Annotated in this window: 10 protein-coding genes and 3 pseudogenes; 10 read left to right on the forward strand and 3 right to left on the reverse strand. The window is 67.9% G+C overall.

Features of this window, described 5'->3' with window-relative positions; translation table 11 throughout:
• The first annotated feature begins 212 nt into the window (after positions 1-212).
• From IPG50_03805 to IPG50_03820, 4 genes are read left to right on the forward strand one after another with little or no spacing between them, the layout of a single operon-like run.
• Positions 213-1,715: a protein kinase gene (locus IPG50_03805; protein MBK6691315.1), complete on the forward strand. Its 1,503-nt coding sequence runs from the start codon at positions 213-215 to the stop codon at positions 1,713-1,715.
• The gene (locus tag IPG50_03810) at positions 1,712-2,767 is read left to right on the forward strand and encodes a hypothetical protein (GenBank protein ID MBK6691316.1); all 1,056 of its coding nucleotides are present in this window, start codon (positions 1,712-1,714) and stop codon (positions 2,765-2,767) included. Before IPG50_03805 ends, IPG50_03810 begins: the two co-directional genes overlap by 4 nt.
• The gene (locus tag IPG50_03815) at positions 2,764-3,312 is read left to right on the forward strand and encodes a hypothetical protein (GenBank protein ID MBK6691317.1); all 549 of its coding nucleotides are present in this window, start codon (positions 2,764-2,766) and stop codon (positions 3,310-3,312) included. The genes IPG50_03810 and IPG50_03815 overlap by 4 nt, the downstream gene beginning before the upstream one ends.
• Positions 3,313-3,345: 33 nt before the next feature.
• Positions 3,346-4,677, forward strand: coding sequence for an HTTM domain-containing protein (locus IPG50_03820; GenBank protein MBK6691318.1), 1,332 nt, complete (start codon positions 3,346-3,348; stop codon positions 4,675-4,677).
• Here IPG50_03820 and IPG50_03825 read toward each other — a convergent pair.
• Positions 4,628-5,527, reverse strand: a complete 900-nt coding sequence (locus IPG50_03825; protein MBK6691319.1) for a ferritin-like domain-containing protein — start codon at positions 5,525-5,527, stop codon at positions 4,628-4,630. The genes IPG50_03820 and IPG50_03825 overlap by 50 nt on opposite strands.
• Positions 5,514-5,831 carry a hypothetical protein gene (locus IPG50_03830; GenBank protein ID MBK6691320.1) on the reverse strand — a complete coding sequence of 106 codons (318 nt, stop codon included), beginning with the start codon at positions 5,829-5,831 and terminating at the stop codon, positions 5,514-5,516. The genes IPG50_03825 and IPG50_03830 overlap by 14 nt, the downstream gene beginning before the upstream one ends.
• Before the next feature lie 210 nt (positions 5,832-6,041).
• Here IPG50_03830 and IPG50_03835 point away from each other — a divergent pair.
• The 4 genes and pseudogenes from IPG50_03835 (at position 6,042) to IPG50_03850 (ending at position 9,224) form a co-directional block, all read left to right on the forward strand.
• A pseudogene (locus tag IPG50_03835) lies at positions 6,042-6,671 on the forward strand (hypothetical protein).
• A gap of 225 nt (positions 6,672-6,896) precedes the next feature.
• Positions 6,897-7,355: pseudogene (locus IPG50_03840) on the forward strand (sodium:calcium exchanger).
• A gap of 258 nt (positions 7,356-7,613) precedes the next feature.
• Positions 7,614-8,730, forward strand: a pseudogene (locus IPG50_03845) (hypothetical protein).
• Entirely contained in the window at positions 8,727-9,224 is a 498-nt protein-coding gene (locus IPG50_03850) for a hypothetical protein (GenBank protein MBK6691321.1), read from the forward strand. The pseudogene IPG50_03845 and the gene IPG50_03850 overlap by 4 nt, the downstream one beginning before the upstream one ends.
• A gap of 153 nt (positions 9,225-9,377) precedes the next feature.
• Here IPG50_03850 and IPG50_03855 read toward each other — a convergent pair whose 3' ends face one another.
• Positions 9,378-10,637, reverse strand: coding sequence for a hypothetical protein (locus IPG50_03855; protein MBK6691322.1), 1,260 nt, complete (start codon positions 10,635-10,637; stop codon positions 9,378-9,380).
• Between the two features lie 233 nt (positions 10,638-10,870).
• Between IPG50_03855 and IPG50_03860 the strand changes: the two genes are divergently transcribed.
• On the forward strand, positions 10,871-13,462 hold the full coding sequence (locus IPG50_03860) for a VCBS repeat-containing protein (protein ID MBK6691323.1): 2,592 nt from the start codon (positions 10,871-10,873) through the stop codon (positions 13,460-13,462).
• A complete protein-coding gene (locus IPG50_03865) occupies positions 13,402-17,736 on the forward strand; it encodes a hypothetical protein (GenBank protein MBK6691324.1) in 4,335 nt (1,444 codons plus the stop codon). The genes IPG50_03860 and IPG50_03865 overlap by 61 nt, the downstream gene beginning before the upstream one ends.
• Positions 17,737-17,760: the final 24 nt, after the last annotated feature.

Genomic DNA, 17,760 nt, shown 5'->3' on the forward strand with positions numbered 1-17,760 from the left:
GAATCTCCGATGAATTTCTCTCCTGGGAAATGGCACCGGTGCGCGCCCTCGACGGGCGAGCGCAGCCGATGGGGCCTCCGCGGGCCGCCCGCTGGCGAACCGCAAACACCTTTCGCGTGGGGTTTCACCGCGACGCGCCGGCGTAGTAGCAGGTAGGCGATGCAGCGCAAGATTCTTCTGCGCGCGGCGAGCCCTGCTACGTTTGCGAAGCGATGAGCCTCACGCAAGGAGACGTTCTCGACGGCAAATACGTCATCGAGCGCATGCTGGGCAAAGGCGGCATGGGGGCCGTCTACGTTGCTTACGAGGAGCACCTCGGTCGGCGCGTGGCCATCAAGGTTTTGCTTCCCGAGGCCGCCGCCAACGCGGAGGCGGTCACCCGCTTCGAACGCGAAGGACGAGCCGCCGCCGCGCTCGAGAGCGATCACGTCACGCGCATCTTCGCCGTCGGCCGCCTCGCGAGCGGCTCGCCGTACATCGTGATGGAGCTGCTCGATGGCCACGATCTGGCCGAGGCGCTCACCAAGGGCGGTCCGCTCTCGCCAAGTGATGTTGTCGCGATCATGCTGGACGCCTGCGATGCCCTCGCCGAGGCACACGCGCGCGGCATCGTTCACCGCGACATGAAGCCAGCGAACCTCTTCTTCTCGAAACGCGCCAACGGCACGCAAACGATCAAGGTGCTCGACTTCGGCATTTCCAAAGCGACGGGCGCCGGAGCACCGCAGCAAGGGCTCACCGGCACGGCGATGATGGGCACGCCCTATTACATGTCGCCGGAGCAAATTCGCGAAGCGCGCGACGTCGACGGGCGAACGGACATCTGGGCCCTTGGCATCACGATGTACGAGCTCTTGGTGGGCACCCTGCCCTTCTCCGGCAACAGCCTCGCCGACTTGTGCGTGGCGATCTTGACGACGCCTCACGTGCCGGCGGCCATGCGCCGCGCGGATATTCCGCCGGAGCTCGACGCCATCATCAATCGCTGCTTGTGCAAGGACGCCGCGGGCCGCTTCGCCAATGCCACCGAGCTACGCGCCGCGCTCCAACAACTTGCCGGCGGGCACGTTTCGTCGCCTCAGCTCTCCGTCAGGTTGGCGTCTTCGCCGCAGTTTGGCGGCGCCGGCACAGGGCCCGGAACCCCCTTCCCACCGGGCGCGCCCTTCGCGCACGGCACGCCGTTTCCGCAGGGTGGCGGGACTCCGTACCCTGGCGCTCCGAGCAACGGGGGCTTCGCAGGCGGGCACCCCGGCTCGCATCTCGGCTCGCATCCCGGCTCGCATCCCGGGACCGTCGACCCGGTCTCGCAGACGCCCAGTCCTAAGCCACCGACCTCCAACGCAGGGCTCGTCGTAGGCGCCGTCATCGCGGGCGTCGTGCTGCTTGGTGGTGCCGGATTCGCCGTCCGCGCCGCGCTCGCCCCAGCCACGGCCCTCACCGCCAAGCCGGCAGACGCGGGCGCGGCGCTCGCATCATCGGCCGAACCTCTTGATGCGGCGACGGCGCCCTCGATCCCGACGACGCTGGCCCCGCTCCAGAGCGCCGATGCACCGGCGCCACGCAGGCGCCCGGCGAGTTCGAGCGCTCGGCCCACCGCGTCGGCGCCAACGCCCTCGGCAGGGCCCTCGGCGCCGGTCCCCCCCACGCCCCCCCTAACCACGAAGCCTGTTACCCTTCCGGCGGGACCGCCGCCCATCCCGATTGATCGACGATGACCCAACTTCGCCTCGCGACGTTCGTCGCACTCGTGACCTCGTTCGCACCTGCCGTGGCGCTCGCCCAAGACAGCTCAGGCGCGGCCGCCGCTGACGTTCTCTTTCGTCAGAACCGTCAGCTGCACGAGGAGAAGCGTTATGCGGAGGCGTGTCCAAAGTTCGCCGAGAGCTTCAAGCTCGACCCCGCGACGGGCGCGCTCCTCGCGTTGGCGTCTTGCCACGAGGCGGAAGGAAAGCTGGCGAGCGCCTGGGCCGAATACAACGACGTCGTCGCGCGGGCGCGCCGCGACAATCAGCCGGATCGCGCCGAAACGGCGCGCCAACGGGCCGCTGCCATCGAGCCCAAGCTCGCCAAGTTGACGATCCTGCTCGCGCCCGGCGCCGGCGAAGTGCCGGGCTTGCAGGTGAAGCGAGGCACGCTCGCCATCGGCTCCGGCTCCGTCGGCACCGCGCTCCCGATCGATCGCGGCGAGCACACGGTGGAAGCGAGCGCGCCGGGCTACCAGCCGTACTCGACGCGCGTCACCATCGCCGATGGCGCTTCGCAGGTGCTCACGCTTCCGCGGCTCGTCGCCTCGGCCGCGACGACGGCGCCCGTCGTGACGGCGCCACCGGTCGTCAGCGGGCCCCCGCCGCAAGCTGCGCCGCTCGCTGCCCAGCCGCCGGCGGACCGACCGGCCGACAAGCCTGGCGCGAGCGGCGGGTCGGTGCTGAAGCCTCTCGGCATCGTCGCCATCGTCGGCGGCGTCTTGGCGGCGGGGGGCGGCACGTTCTTCGGCCTCCAGGCGATCAGTCGCTACAACGACTCGAACGCGAACAACCACTGCGACGCCATCAGCGTCTGCGACGCCGAGGGCAAATCGGCGCGCCTCGACGCGCGCAGCGCGGGCAACTTGTCGACGGGTCTCTTCGTCGCTGGCGGCGTCCTCTTGGCGGGAGGCATCACGATGGTCGTCGTGAGCGGAAGCCAACCGAGCGCGCCGCGCGCTGCGCTCACGCCCACCGTCAGCACCCAAGGCGGCGCCCTTTCCCTTCGCGGAGCGTTTCAATGAACCCTCGCCATCACGTGGGCATGTGCGTCGGCACCCTGGCGCTCGGCGTCGCTGTCATGCTCGGCGTCACGGGGTGCAACCAGATCATCGGCATCGACGAGCCGAAGGATCCGGCCGGCACGAGCAGCGGGACAGGGGCCGGAACGGGTACCGGCACGGGGACGGCCACGGGCAAAGACCTCAAGGGATTCCTCGGCAAATGGCGGAACACAGCCGTCTCGCTTCTGGTATGCGGCAACATCCAGCCGATTGACCCCAACACTGATCTCATGACGGTCTCCGCTGGCTCCTCGAGTGATCTACAGACCTCCGACGGCACCTGCACCCTCGCCTTCAACGTCGCGGCCGATGGGGTGACGGCAAACATCACGCGAGCGCAGACGTGCACCGACGGTAGTATCGGTCAGAACTACACCACGCTGTCCTTCAAGGTGGTGAGCGACGGCGCAGGAGTCGCTCGGGGAGCGGGAACCCTATCAGGGCTCAACTGCGCATGCAGTCCGTGCACCTTCACGTTGGAGCAGGACTACGCGAAGGTCCCCTAGGGGCACCTTGGCTGGCTAGAAGCGGCGGGTACCGTGTTCCCACGCACCCCTGCGTTGCGCTGGCCTCGCCGCCCCGTCGCCAGCGCCGAGACGCTCGCAGCGTTTCGTATCGCCGTCGGCATTGCGCTTCTCTTCTCGACAGAGCTCCACGCCGGTTCGAGCTTTGCGGACCTGCCGGCAGCGATGCGCATCGCGCCCGAGGGCCTCGGCTGGTTCGTGGCGGTCGCGCCCATCAGCAAGGCCATCGCCCTAGCCGTCCGTGCCGTCGCCGTCGCGGCGGCGGCGGCGACGATCCTTGGACTCTACACACAAGCAGCGACGCTCGCGCTGTGCTTCTCGAGCTTCTACCTTCTGGCGATCGGTCAGCTCGGTGGCACGGTCGTCCACAACATGCACCTCGTGTGGTTCGCCGCGATCCTCGCCGCGAGCCCCGCCGGCGACGCCCTGAGCGTCGACCGCTTCAGAGAGTCTGTTCCGTCACCCGACGCTCGCTACGGCGTCCCCGTGTGGACCGCGCGCATCCTCTTCGCGTGCGTTTACTTCTTCCCCGGCCTCCACAAAGTCATGACGCAGGGCCTCCAGTGGGCGAGCGCCGAGAACCTGTCGCTCCAACTTTACTGGAAGTGGTTCGAGTGGAACGAGGTGCCAGCGTTCCGCTTGGATCAGCACCCGACGCTCCTCCAACTCGGCGGCTTCGCGACGCTCGCGTTCGAACTCGGCTTCCCCTTCCTTCTCGTGAGCCGCCCGACGCGCCTCGCGGCGGCGGTGCTCGGCGTCGCGTTTCACATGGCGACCGATCGGCTGCTCCACGTCGCGTTCTCGAGTCTTTGGATCTGTTACCCCGTGCTCGTCGATTGGCCGCGCCGACAGCGCCACCAACCGGACACCCGTGGCACCGCGTCACCCTGGCCTCGCGCTGCGGTTGCGGTCGGCGCGCTCCTCGTCTTACCGACGCTCGCTCAAGGCTTGCGAGGCAAGACCGACGCGTTTCCCTTCGCCTGTTACCCGACCTTCGCCCATCGCGCGTCCGACACGATCCCTGATCTGACGATCGTGTCCGTGGGCGCCGACGGCGCGCACACCGAGATCGCTCACGGGCGCGACGCGCGGGGCCTTCGTTCACAAGCCCACTGGGGTCTCGTTTGGGCACTCGTGGGCGCGACGGCCCCGCTCGACGAGGCGCGGCTCCACGCCTACGTCGCAGGCCTCGGTCCCGGGTCGATGTGGCCGCCCGGCGGCACCGTGGAGCTGTGGCGCAGCGAATTCGCCGTCTCGCCCGACGCGCGGGGGCGGCCCGCCGTGCGGGCGACGAAGCTCACGTCGCTGAACGCGACGCGGCTTCGTCCTGGGCCGACCACGCCATGATGGGAATGGAGCGCTCGCGCAGCGGCCGCACGACCTTATCGGTCATCGAGCGACGCGCCAGGTCGAGGTAAGCGCCTGTCTCCATCCAACCGAGGGCGTTGCCCTTCGCGTCGAAGCCCGAACGGCCGCGACCGCCGAGGTGCTCCCACTGCCGCTTGATGGCGGCGATGGCAAGGTCCGCGTGACGCCCCACGTGTGCAAGCTCGCGCTCGGACATGCCACCGGTGGCCCAATCGAGAAACGTGAAGCCAAAGGTCCCGTGGGCCGCCTCGTCGCGAACGATGCGCGCCAGGACGGCGCGCGGAAGCGGATGCTCGGATGCGTGCCACGTGCCACGAATCAGCGGGATGGAGAGCGCCTCACCCACGCAAAAGAAGCGCGCGACGAGCTCCGCCGCTCGCACCGTCGGGCGCTGCGACGGATCGGCGTCGAGGACGAGGTGGGAGGGATCGAAGCGTATCTCCGTCCCGCCGCCGAGCTCCATCGCCATGCGCGCGCAGAGCTCCACATGAACCATCTCGTCGAGCGGAAAGCGCGTCGCGAGGGCCACGAGATCCACGGGCGCTCCGCACTCGAGCAGTGCGCGCAACGTCGCGGTGCATGCGATGGCCGTTCGATACTCCTGAAAGGCCGCACCGGTCCAAGCCTTGCGGGCCGAAATGAGCTCGCTCTCCCGGATGCCGCTCACATCGAGGGTGCCCCAAGGCATCTCCGCGCACTCGGGTCGCATGCGACGAAAGCGCCGCTCGTAGGCGCCGCCGATCATCTCCAGCTCAAAGAGGACCCCCTCGCCCGTGGCGGCGTCGAAGCCGAGGCCCGTGAGGCCGACGGAAGGCTCAGCCTCCGCCATCGGGCCCATCCGTCGGGGCATCGGCGCTCGCGTCGGAAGGCGGCGGGGGCATGAGGTTGCCCGAGGTGATGATGCCCGCGTCCGGCTCGGCGTCCTTGCCAGCGTCCGTCGGCGCGGCATCGGGCGGGATCGCCATCAGGTTGCCAGACGAGACGAGGACATCGAGGGCGCCGTCTTTTGCGGTGCCGCCATCGGCGCTCGACGACCCGGATGGTGAGGTCTCCCCGCAGGCGACGACGTACGAGACGGCGCCAATGCCGACGGCAGCGGCGAGGAGCTTCTTCGTCACGAGCCTTCGCTTCACTGGATCACTGGCCATAGGAACGCAAAGGGTCCCATCATCGGACCGGGCTGGCAACACGCTCGCGGCCACCGCCAACCGGTCCGCTCCCGCGCGGGTGGGGTTCCTCCCCACATCTCTGCGTCCTCCGTGCGCGCCGACCCTTGCGATGCGTCGAACGACCCCTGTACGACCCCGGTGCGGCGAACTCGCTGCGCTCCCTGGAGATCCTGAATGAATCGCTCTTCTCTTCGTGTGCTCCGTACACTCCTCGCAAGACACGCCGTTCTCATCGGCCTCGTGGCCCTCGGCGCACCGCTCAGCGGCGTCGCGTGCGGAGGCTCCGACCCCGTAGCGACGACGACGACGGAGGAAGACTCGGGCACCGGCGACGGCGGAACCACGAAGAGCGATGGCGGCACGACGCCAGGCGACGGCGGAACGACCGACAGCGGGTCGGACAACGACACCGGACCGGGGACCGACGGCGGGGCTGACAGCACGGTCGATGACGCGGCCACGGATGGCGCGGCGGATGGCTCCACCGACGACGGCGCGGTTGACGCCGCGCTCCCCGACGGCGGCACTCTTCCGACACTCTCGGTGGACAACGTCGCCATCGACGAAGGTGCCTCTGGGAACGCGTCGTTGACGTTCAATGTGACCCTCTCGGCTGCGTCGACGGACACGATCACGGTGGCCTACGCGACCGCCGACGGCACCGCGACCGTCGCCGATGGCGACTACACGGCGACGACGAGCACGCTGACCTTCGATCCGGGTGACACGACGAAGACCGTGACGGTTCTCGTGGCCGGCGACACCAAGAACGAAGCCGACGAGACGTTGTCGCTGCAACTCTCGGCGCCCACGAACGCCGTCATCGCGACGGGCACCGGCACCGGGACCATCACCAACGACGACGCGGTACCGAGCGTGTCCATCGGCGACGCGCTCGTCGTCGAGGGCAACTCGGGCACCACGCGCACGAACTTCACCGCGACGTTGTCGGCGGCGAGCGGTCAGACGGTGACGGTCCACTACGCGACCGCCGACGGGACGGCCGCCGCGGGAGGCGACTACACCGCGCTGCCGGATACGACCCTCACGTTTGCCCCGGGCGAGACCTCGAAGGTCGTCTCGGTCGACGTCGGCGGCGACGTCGACGTTGAGACCAACGAGACCTTTACGGTGAACCTCACCTCCCCCGCCAACGCCACCCTTGGAACGGCGACGGGCACCGGAACGATCCAGAACGACGACGGCGTGGTGTTGCCGAACCTCACCATCGGTGACGTCTCCATCGCCGAAGGGAACGCCGGCTCGAAGGTGATGACCTTCACAGTGACCCTCAGCGCGACGCCAGCGCAGACCATCACGGTCGACTACAAGACGACCGATGGCACAGCCTTGAGCGCAAGCGACTTCGGCGCGACCAACGGAACCGTGACCTTCCTCAGCGGCGATCCGACGACCAAAACCATTTCGGTCAACATCACGGGCGAGACCGCCGACGAAAGCGACGAGACCTTCACCGTCGATCTCAGCAACGCGACCAACGCCCTCATCACCGACGCGCAAGCCGTCGGCACCATCACGAACGACGACTCGGCACCCAGCGTCGCCATCGCCGCGGCCCAAGTCACCGAGGGTCAGGCGGGCACGGCAAACCTCACGTTCGACGTCACCCTCTCGGCAGCCAGCGGAAAGACCGTCACCGTCGCCTACGCGACAACCGATGGCACGGCGCAGGTCGGCGGGTCGGCGGCGACGGGCGGGCAAGACTACGTAGCCGCAAGCGGCACGCTGACGTTCACGCCGGGCACGCTGACCCAAACCATCACGGTGCCCGTCAATGGCGACCTTCTCGACGAAGCCAACGAGACCCTGACCGCCACCCTCAGTGGCCCAACGAACGCGACCTTGGGGACCGCCACGGCGACGGGCACCATCAACGACGACGATGACTCGCCGACACTTGCAATCGACGACGTTCAGGTCAACGAAGGCAACCTCGGCAACGTTGCGTTTACGTTTACCGTCACCTTGAGCGCCCCCAGTGCGCGCACGGTCACGGCGAACTTCGCCACCGCAAACGGGACGGCCACGGCAGGCTCCGACTACACGGCGGCGAGCGACTCGCTCGCGTTTGGCGCCGGCGAGACCGCGAAGACCATTACCGTTCAGGTTTCCGGCGACACCACCGCCGAGGGTCCCGAGACCTTCGACGTGAACATCACCGGCGCAACCAACACGGCGAACGCGACCGCGACGGGTACCGGCACCATCCAGAACGACGACGGTGCGTTGCCGCTCCTCAGCATCGACGACGTGACGGTGGCCGAGGGCAATGCGAGCTCCAAAACGGCGACCTTTACGGTGACCCTGTCCCAGGCGTCGGCGCAGACCATCACGGTCAACTACGCCACCGCAAACGGGACGACTCGCCTGGGCTTTAGTCCGGCCATCTCCTGGGGGCATCCTTGCCAACGGCGGCCAGGACTACGTCGCTACGTCAGGGACGCTCACCTTCGCGCCAGGGGACCTATCCAAGACCATCGCAGTCACCGTCAACGGCGACACGGCCGATGAGCCCAACGAGAACTACCGCGTACTTCTATCGGCACCGTCGTCGAATGCCGCCATTGGGGACGGCACCGGGGTCGGCTTCATCACCGACAACGACGCCACCCCGACCGTATCCATCAACGATCCGGCTGCCGTTGCAGAAGGCAACGCGGGAACCGGCTCCATCAGCTTCAACGTGACGCTCAGCGCGGTCAGCGGCCGCAGCGTTACGGTGGGCTACGCGACCTCGAACGGCACGGCTACGACGACGGGTCTGCCGTCGCAGGAGGCACGGACTACGTCGCGAAGAGCGGTACGCTCACGTTCGCGCCGGGGCAGACGTCAAAGACGGTGACCGTCACCATCAACGGGGACACCACCGACGAACCCGGGGGTGCGGAGACGTTTCTCGTCTCGCTGGCCAACCCCGTCGGGGCTCTCATCAGCGCGGCTAACCCCAGCGGCACCGGACGCATCACCGACGACGACGCCACGCCGACGCTGAGCATCAACGGCGTGAGCGCCCTCGAAGGAACGCCGGCGCCCAACACCGCGAACACGACGCCCTTTACGTTCACGGTCGTGCTCTCGGGTACCAGCCAATCCACCGTCACGGTGAACTACGCCACGGCCAACGGCACGGCAGTTCAGCCGTCCGACTACGTCGCGCAGGCGGGCACGTTGACGTTCTTGCCTGGCGACCTCTCCAAGACGATCACGGTCCAGGTCAACAAGGACGCGACCACCGAGCCCAACCAGGCTTTCACGGTCAACCTGTCGGCGCCGACCAACGCGACGCTTCTCGTTGGTGGCAGCTCCGGAACAGGCACGATCCAGAACGACGACTGACATCCGCGAGAGAACCACTCGCAGACGGCGCTCGGGCCCGCCCGCTCTCACGAGCCGGCGGGCTCGTCGCTTTGCGGGGAAGCCGCTCGGCTCGCGCGCTCGCATCGCGCGCTGGGCGAACGGCTCCGGCGCCCAGCTCGCGCTCGCCCCCCTCTACCCTTCACATGCGACGGTGAGGCGCGCGAGTTGACTCTCAAACGCGTTGGCACGCGCGCGGTCCGCGTTGCCGAAGTAGAAGAGCTCGAGCACTCCATCGCGGAGGAGCGCGCTCGGGCCGCCGATGAAGAAGCCATCCCACGCGCCTTGTCTCGGCCGAAGGATTGGAGCGGCCCCACGGGTCCACGTCAAACCGTCCGTCGAGAACGCGTACCCGATCGAGCCCGGCGTATAGCCGTCGCAGGGGCCCGCTTGGCAGATGGCATCCTCGGCGGCGCCGTAGCCGTGGAAGAACATGTGCAGCCCTGGCGCGCAGGCATCAGCGACAACATTGACGTGACTCACGACATGCGAGTCCCACGCACCGACGGCGCCGGGCACGAGGACCGGGGACGCCGCGCGCGTCCACGAGAGCCCATCGGGCGACGTCGCATAGCCGATGCGGTACGTCGCAACGCCGCCGAGCTCGCCGACCGCCGCGTACCACATCTTGTACGTCTTGGTGGCAGCGTCCCAGAGCACTGACGGCTCGAGCACGCCACCCCAGCGACAGTTGCACGCCGCGTCGCAACAAGCACGCTCCCAGGGCAACTCGGGCTCGAAGACCGGGGCGGTGGCGCGCTTCCAGGCGATTCCGTCGTCGGACTCGGCGAGGCCGATCGCGTCCCAAGGCAGCGCTTGCCCGGCGGGCGCACGATGCCCTGTGTAGAACATCCGTAGTCTGCCGTCGTGGCCGCGCAAGACGGACGCCGTCTCCATGCCCGTCTCGTCCCAGGCGCCCGGCGGAGGCTCGGCGACGAGGGTCGTGAGCTCTGTCTGGCTCTGAGGCAAAAGAAACGGCGTCCACGTCGCGCCGTCTGCGCTCTCTGCGTACGCGATTCCTTGAACGAGGCACTCGTACCAGGCGCCCGCGCAGGGCGTTCGCTGGCGGCTCGACGTAAACCACATGCGATGCTTCCCGTTGTCGTGCATGACGGACGGATCGCCGATAAATCCTCGCGGGTGCAGCGCTCCGCCGTCCGCGAGCGAGATGGGCGACGCGGCGTTCGTCTGCGTTGGCAAGACGACGCACGCGGGACGCGCGCCGGAACACGTAGCCGTCGCCCCGTCCGAGTCGAGGGCGGCCCCGAGCATGGCGTCGGCGGCGGCGCCGGCGTCGTGCCCCGCGGCCGAAGCGGTTGGTGGGTCGGGGGCGACGCCGGCTCCGGATGTGCAGCACGCGAGCGCGACGAGGATTAGCGAGTAGACCTTCACCATGCGGACGCGCGATACACAGGACGTGCCGTGCGCGCCGCGCGCCGCTTCGCGGCGTTCCGCGCCCGCGGGCGGCCCGCTGCCCGGCAAGGCCTGGCCGCGATCGGGAGGACGTTGCAGCGATGCTCCGTCGCAGCGTCCCCGATCTGACGAGGCGCGGCGCGAGCGAAATCAACGTGCTGAGGCGCCGGTAGCGGTGGTGCACGGCTGGCACCCGGATTGCTCACGTCGGGCGCATGCGTCACCAACTCGTAGGGCCGCTGAACCGGCGGTCCGCCCTGCTTGGGGTCCTCATCACGGCCCTGGTGCTCGCCTGCGGCGGAGCCACTGACGAACACACGGGCGAGGTCGGCGTCGGGGTGGCCTCGCAAGGGCTCACGCCAACTGACAGCATGCCCGCAGCGGGCACAGTCGTCGCTGGCACGACGCCCGGCGCGCTTCAGATCTCGCGGCTGGGGCAAGCGAGCTACTCGCTGCCCATCGTGGTCGCACCCGGCCCCGGTGGTTTCCAGCCGAAGCTGTCGATCGAATACACGAGCGACGACGCCGATGGCGTCTTCGGGCTCGGCTTTTCGCTCGGCGGGCTCTCCGGCATCAGCCGTTGCACCAAGACCGTCGCCCAAGACGGCGCGCCGGACTCGCTGCGGTGGGACGAGGTCGACAGGTTCTGCCTGGACGGACAGCGGCTCGTGGCCGTCGGCGGTGAATACGGCGCCGCCGACACCGAGTACCGAACCGAGGTCGAGACGTATTCGCGGGTTGTGTCACGAGGGACCGCGCACGGCGGCCCCGTCTCGTTTGAAGTGTGGACGCGTGACGGCCGCCACCTCCAATACGGCGCGACAGAGGACTCGCGCGTCGAACGATGGCAATCCGGCGTAGAGCACCCGGGCCACGTGTTTCGCTGGCTGGTCAACCGCGTCGCTGACCGTGTCGGCAACGGCTACGACATCTCCTACTACGAGCACAACGGCAGCAGCACCGCGGTACCGACCGCGATTCACTCCTTCGGCGGCACGGGCGCCCGCACCGGGCAAAGCGTCCAATTGACGTACGAGTCACGGCCCGACGTCAAGACGGTGTTCCACTCGGGAAACTTCTTCCGGCCCCACCAGCGCGTCAAAGAGCTCGTCACTCGCGACGGCTCGCGTGTCGTCCGCCGGTACAAGCTTGCCTACGACAACGGCGCTGCGGGCGGACGTACGCGTCTCATCTCGCTTACGGAGTGCGGCGAAGGAGATGTCTGCTTCTCGCCAACACGGTTCACCTGGTCGCTGCCCGCGTTTCGCTACGACCGCCGGTGGTTCGGGAACGAGGGACAAGGAGGCCTGCTGACGGGCGACTTCAACGGCGACGGCAGAGCCGACGTCTTCACGTGGCACAACGGCGGCTGGACCGGTTACGTCAACTACTCGAACGGCTCGAGCTTTACAGGTTGGCAGGCCCCCATCGGCGATCTGCCTCCGCAGCGCGTTCCAGTCGTCGCCGACTTCAACGGCGACGGCAGGAGCGACCTGCTGACGGCGTACACCGACGGGCGCATCTTCGTGTGGCTGTCGAACGGAGCGGGTTTTCAGCCGCGGCAGACTTGGAGTCAACGGGCCGACCTCTTTGGCAGCTTTCAGGTTGCTGACTTCAATGGCGACGGCAAGGCAGACCTGGCGGACGTGCAGCGCGGAACCGTCAACGTGTGGATCTCGAGCGGCGCCGGATTCTGGGGGCCCGGCGCGTGGGCCTCCACGAGCGGTGAGCTCTCGTTCGGTGACTTCGACGCCGACGGTCGCACCGATCTGATGGAGGTTCGTGACCACCAAGTGTTCGTACGTCGCTCTGACGGCAGCGCGACGGGCTTCGGGCCCGAATCGTGGTGGGGCACCCTGCTTGGCGGCGCTCGGCAGCTCACGGACGTAAACGGCGACGGGACGACGGACCTCATCGTTCGCGACAGTGGCGGCACCTCGCACGTGTATTGGTCGACGGGGACGAAGCTCGTCTACACCCAGCCGTACGCGGCCGTCGGCGCCGAGGACGTGTTCGTCGACGTCAACGGTGACGGGAAGGCTGACGCGCTCGGCTTCTCCGAGGGCGTCATTCGCGTCGGGCTCGCGACCACGCACAGCACCGGGTTCGATCACGTCCCCGCGTGGAACGTTTGGTACGACGCGCACGTCGGGCCAAACAAGACCTTTCGGCTCCCCACCCCGTGGCTGACGCCGTCCGGCGCGTGGATGCACGGCGGGGCGACTTTCATTGGGAGACGTCGACGTGCCAAGAGCTCGGCTATGCGCCGGCCAACGCTGGGTTCGAGTGCGGCTTCCGCTGGGGCAACGTCGAAGGCCGCACCACGGGCTCCTACCAAACCTGCACCCAGAGCGCCGAAGGCAGTGACTGGTGCACGCCGCAATGCGCTGACCAGGCTGCGCCATTTCGGAGCCACGGCAACGGCCAGAGCGACCTCTGGACCCCGAGCTTGGACTACACGCCGGTGCAATCCAACTGCCGCGAGGTGTGCACGCAGTATTGCGATACCGGTGGCGAGAGCGGGGGCCAGTACTGCTGTGGCAACGGGACCGTGTGCGACACGTCCTACTGCAACGCGGGCGGGTGCGATGCCTCCCCGGCACCACCTGGCCCTTGGCTCGAGAGCACGCAATACCGCGCGAACGGCGCCTGGTCCGCTGTCTTTAACGGCCAAGTCCAAGACGCGCGTTGCGATCTTACGATCCCCGCCGGTCAAGATTGCTGGGGCAATGCCTACGTGGCGCACGTGGGCAAGCTGGCCGCGGTCCATTGCCAAGCGCCTGCAAAGCCGATGGCCGCCGACCTGAACGGCGACGGCCTGCTCGACCTCCTCGAAGTGGATGGCGGCGGCGCATTCTGGGCCAACATCGCCGTTGGGCGAAACGCCGACGTCGTGGTGAAGATACAAGACGGGCTCGGGCTCGAGCACGAGCTCGACTACGAGAAGCTCAAGGACGGCAGCGCGACCTACTCCCGTGCCGCCGAGTTCCATCGGAGCCCCGTGGGCCAGAACATCGAGGTCGTCACGGCGGTGCGTTCGAGCGACGGCGTCGGCGGCAAGCGGGCCGTTTCCTACGTGTACGAAGGAGGAGGCGTCGATCCGAACGGCCGCGGCTTCCTCGGCTTCCGCAAGATCACGTCCACGGATCAGTCGACGGGCCACGTGACGGTCAAGACATTCCACGGTCCCTTCCCAGCGACGGGCACCGAGGACCGGGAAGACACGTACGCCGGTGGCGCGCTGGTCAAGTCGACGCAGCACACCACCAACTGGACGAGCTCGGCGCCGTATGTGCTCACGCGCACGCGGACGGACGAGTCCGAGAGCGAGCTCGACGGCACGCCAATTCGCCACATGACCACGAGGTACAGCGGCTACGCCTACGGGTTCCCCACCACGGTGAGCGTCGACACGCGCCGTTCCGCCGGCGACACAAGCGAGGTGGTCACTTCGACGACGACCAACACGTTCGCGCACGACACCGCGGGATGGATTCTGGGTCGGCTCACGCGCGCGACCACAACGAAGTCGAGGACCGGCGCGACCCCGGAGACTCGCACGTCGTCGTTCACCTACGCGGCGAACGGACTCCTCGCGAGTGAGACCATCGAACCCGACGACGCGTCGCTCGCGACGATCACGTCGTACACGCACGACGCCTTCGGCAACCGACTGACGGCGACGGAGACGGCGGGCGCCCTGACGCGCTCGAGCTCGACGAAGTTTGACCCCACCGGGCGCTTCGCCGTCGAACGAATCAATGCGCTCGGGCACGTCACGCGGTACGTCTACGACGGCAGGTTCGGGACCGTCACGTCGACGACGGACCCCAACGAGCTCGTCAGCACCGCTGCGTACGATCCGCTGGGGCGCAAGATCGGCGAAACGATGCCCGACGGGCGCGTCACGACCTTCACGGTCCAGAAGCACGCGGGAGGCGACCCCACGTCAGCCGCGCTCGTCTCGCGCACGACCACGAGCGATGCAGGGTCATCCACGGTCTACACAGACCTGCTGGGCCGCACCGTTCGAAAGACCACCGACGGGTGGGCCGGCAAGCCCGTGTACGTCGACACGACGTACAGCGCCAGCGGGCTAAAGCTCCGAGAATCACGCCCATACTTCGCGGGCGACCTCAAACACGACCACGTCTTCACGTACGACGCGCTCGGCCGCGAGCTCAGCGCGACGACGCCCGACGGAGCCGTCGCGCGCTTCGCCCATAAGGGCCGCACCGTTACGGAGGTGGACCCGCGCGGCCATGTGAAGTCCAAGACCTCGACCGTCGACGGCAAGCTCGCGGCGGTGTCCGAGGTGCTCAGCGACCGAGCGCTGACGCTCACGCACACCTACGACGTCCACGGTCAGCTCGTCGCGTCGAAGGACCCGTTGGGTGTGGAGACGACGATCACCTACGACAAACGAGGCCGGCGAACATCCATCGCGGAGAAGAACGCGGGAAAGCGCACCTTCGTCCTCGACAGGTTCGGCAGGGCCGTCCAGGAGCTCGACGCGAAGGGCCAGCGCAAGGACCACACGTTCGACCTTCTGGACCGCACTACGCGCACGCTGGAGCGCACCGCGAACAACACGATCGTGCGCGACGTTCGCTTCACCTTCGACACGGCAACCGCGGGCACAAAGACGCTGCGCGGGCTCTTGGCCATCGCCGAGGTGAAGGAGCTGAAGGCCGGTGTGCTTGCGACGACATCCAAGCGAACCTTCGCGTATGACACGCTCGGCCGGGAGATCGGCGAGACGCGCATCGTCGACGGCACGAGCCTGCGAACCACGCGCGCCTACGACGCGGCGACGGGGCGCCTTGCCTCCATCACCTACCCGGGCACGCTCGTGGCGAACGGGCTCAAGCTCGTCCCCGAGTACGACTCCACGGGGCGCGTCGTGGCCATGCGGCGAGGTTCCGCGAGCGGCGCCAGCGTCTGGCGGGCGCTCGACGCAGACGCCTCTGGAGCGCTGCTTCGGGAGACGCTGGAGAACGGACTCGTCACCACGCGAGAGTTTGACGCGCGGACCGGTCAGCTGAAGAGCGTCAAGACGCCGCGCAAAGACGGCTTGTCGTGCGTGCCCGCCGCGTGCACCCCCAACATGGCGACGTGGAATCCAGTCACGCGACGAGACAACGTTGGCTGCTTCTACAACCCCGACAGCGCGCGCAACGAGAAGCTTCCGGCGGCTTGTGCCGGCGAAACGCCGCAAGACATGGAGTTCGCCTTCGACCCCATGGGGAACCTCACCCAGCGGAAGGACCGGGTCACGGGCCTCGTCGAGGCGTTCCAATACGACGAACTCGACCGGCTGACGGGCGTCACCGGCCCGTCCGCTAGGACGCTTACGTACGACGATGCCGGCAACATTCTATCGAAGAGCGACTTCGGCGCTTACACCTACGACGTCGCCCGCAAGCACCTTGCCACCAGCGTCAAGCGGGGCGGAGCGGAGGTCGCGACCTACGCGTACGACGCGAACGGGAATACGACGACGGGGGCGGGCCGCACGCTCTCGTGGACGACCTTCGACAAGCCCGCGCGGATCGAGTCGGGTGCTGCGTCCATCGACTTCGCGTACGACGATGCAAGGCAGCTCGCGCTCAAGCACACGTCGGACGGCGCGACGACGCGGTACGCCGGAGACTTCGAGCTCGAGACCAAGGCGGACGGCACGCGCGAGAGGCGCACCTTCGTGACGGTCGGCGGCGTGGTGCGAGCGGTTCACCGCGCGACCGTGGCGGCAGGCGCCGCCACCGAGACTGACAACGGGCTCAGCTTTCTGCTGCACGACCACCTCGGCTCGACGAGCGTCGTGACCGACGCCGCGGCCACGGTCTCGCAGCGACTGTCGTACGACGCCCACGGAAAGCGTCGCTTCACGGTCGGTACCGACGACCTGTCAGGTTTGCTCAGAGGCAAGGCTACCGACAAGGGATTCACCGGGCACCAAACCCTCGAGGAGATCGGCCTCGTGAACATGGGCGCGCGTGTCTACGACCCCATGCTCGGTCGATTCCTTTCGGCGGACTTGGTGGTGCAGTCCACCGACGAGGTCAACGGGGTTCATCGGTACGTGTACGGCGGCAACAACCCCATCAGCGTCGTCGACCCGAGCGGCCACATCTTCAAGAAGCTCTGGAGGTCATTCTCCAGCATCTTTCGAGTCGTCGTTCGCGTGGTGCTTGTCGTCGTCTCGGTCGTCGTCGCAGTCGTGGCGCCGTACTTGCTGCCGGTGGTGGCTGTCGTGGGAGGAGCCATCAATGGCGCGATCTCCGGGGGCATCAAGGGCGCGCTCATCGGCGCGATCTTCGGGGGCTTCACCGCAGCGATAGGTGCCATAGGGTCTCAGATCGCCGACCCCTTCTTCCAGATCCCGTTCAAGGCGCTCGCGCACGGCCTCGTGGCCGGCGCACAGAATGCGGCCTACGGCGGAGACTTCGTGCACGGCTTCATCGCCGGGTTCGCGCACGGAGCGTTGGAGCCGCTCATCGGTCTGGGAAAAGACGCGTTCCAGCGCGTCGCTATCTCCGCCGCGGTTGGAGGCGTTGCGAGCAAGCTGGGTGGCGGGAGCTTCGAGAATGGCGCCATGACCGGCGCGTTTCAGCAACTCTTCAACGGCGAGCTGAGTCGCTTGATCCAATCGTTGAACGCCTGCACGCCGGAGCACCCGAACGGCCGACCGGCGGCGGGCGACGGAACGAGCGTCCGCAACGCCTCGCCAGACTTCGTCGAGGCGCGTCGAGGTTTGCAGATCACAAACGACGACATAGAGCGCATGGCGTCGTTTGGCTTCGGGCCCATGGCGGTGCGCAACACGGCCGCGAGGGCGGGGCTCGTCGTGGCCGAGAGCACCTTCTTGCGAGGGGCCCTTCGTTGGCTCGGTAGCGGCTATCGCGAGCTGGATCCTGGTGTGTACCGCTCCTTGGACGGCGCGCGAGTGGCGCGGTTTACGACGAGCGACCTACTCGGCGCGCACGGGCGCCTCGGCCCCCACGGTCACCTTCAGCGCGTTGGACCCGACGGTCGAAGCTTCCTCGAGAATCGCCATTTCCCGCTGCGACCCGACCGCTGACCCTGGAGAACTGGCGGTCAGCGT

This window comes from Myxococcales bacterium (genome assembly GCA_016703425.1).
Taxonomy (GTDB): domain Bacteria; phylum Myxococcota_A; class Polyangia; order Polyangiales; family Polyangiaceae; genus JADJCA01.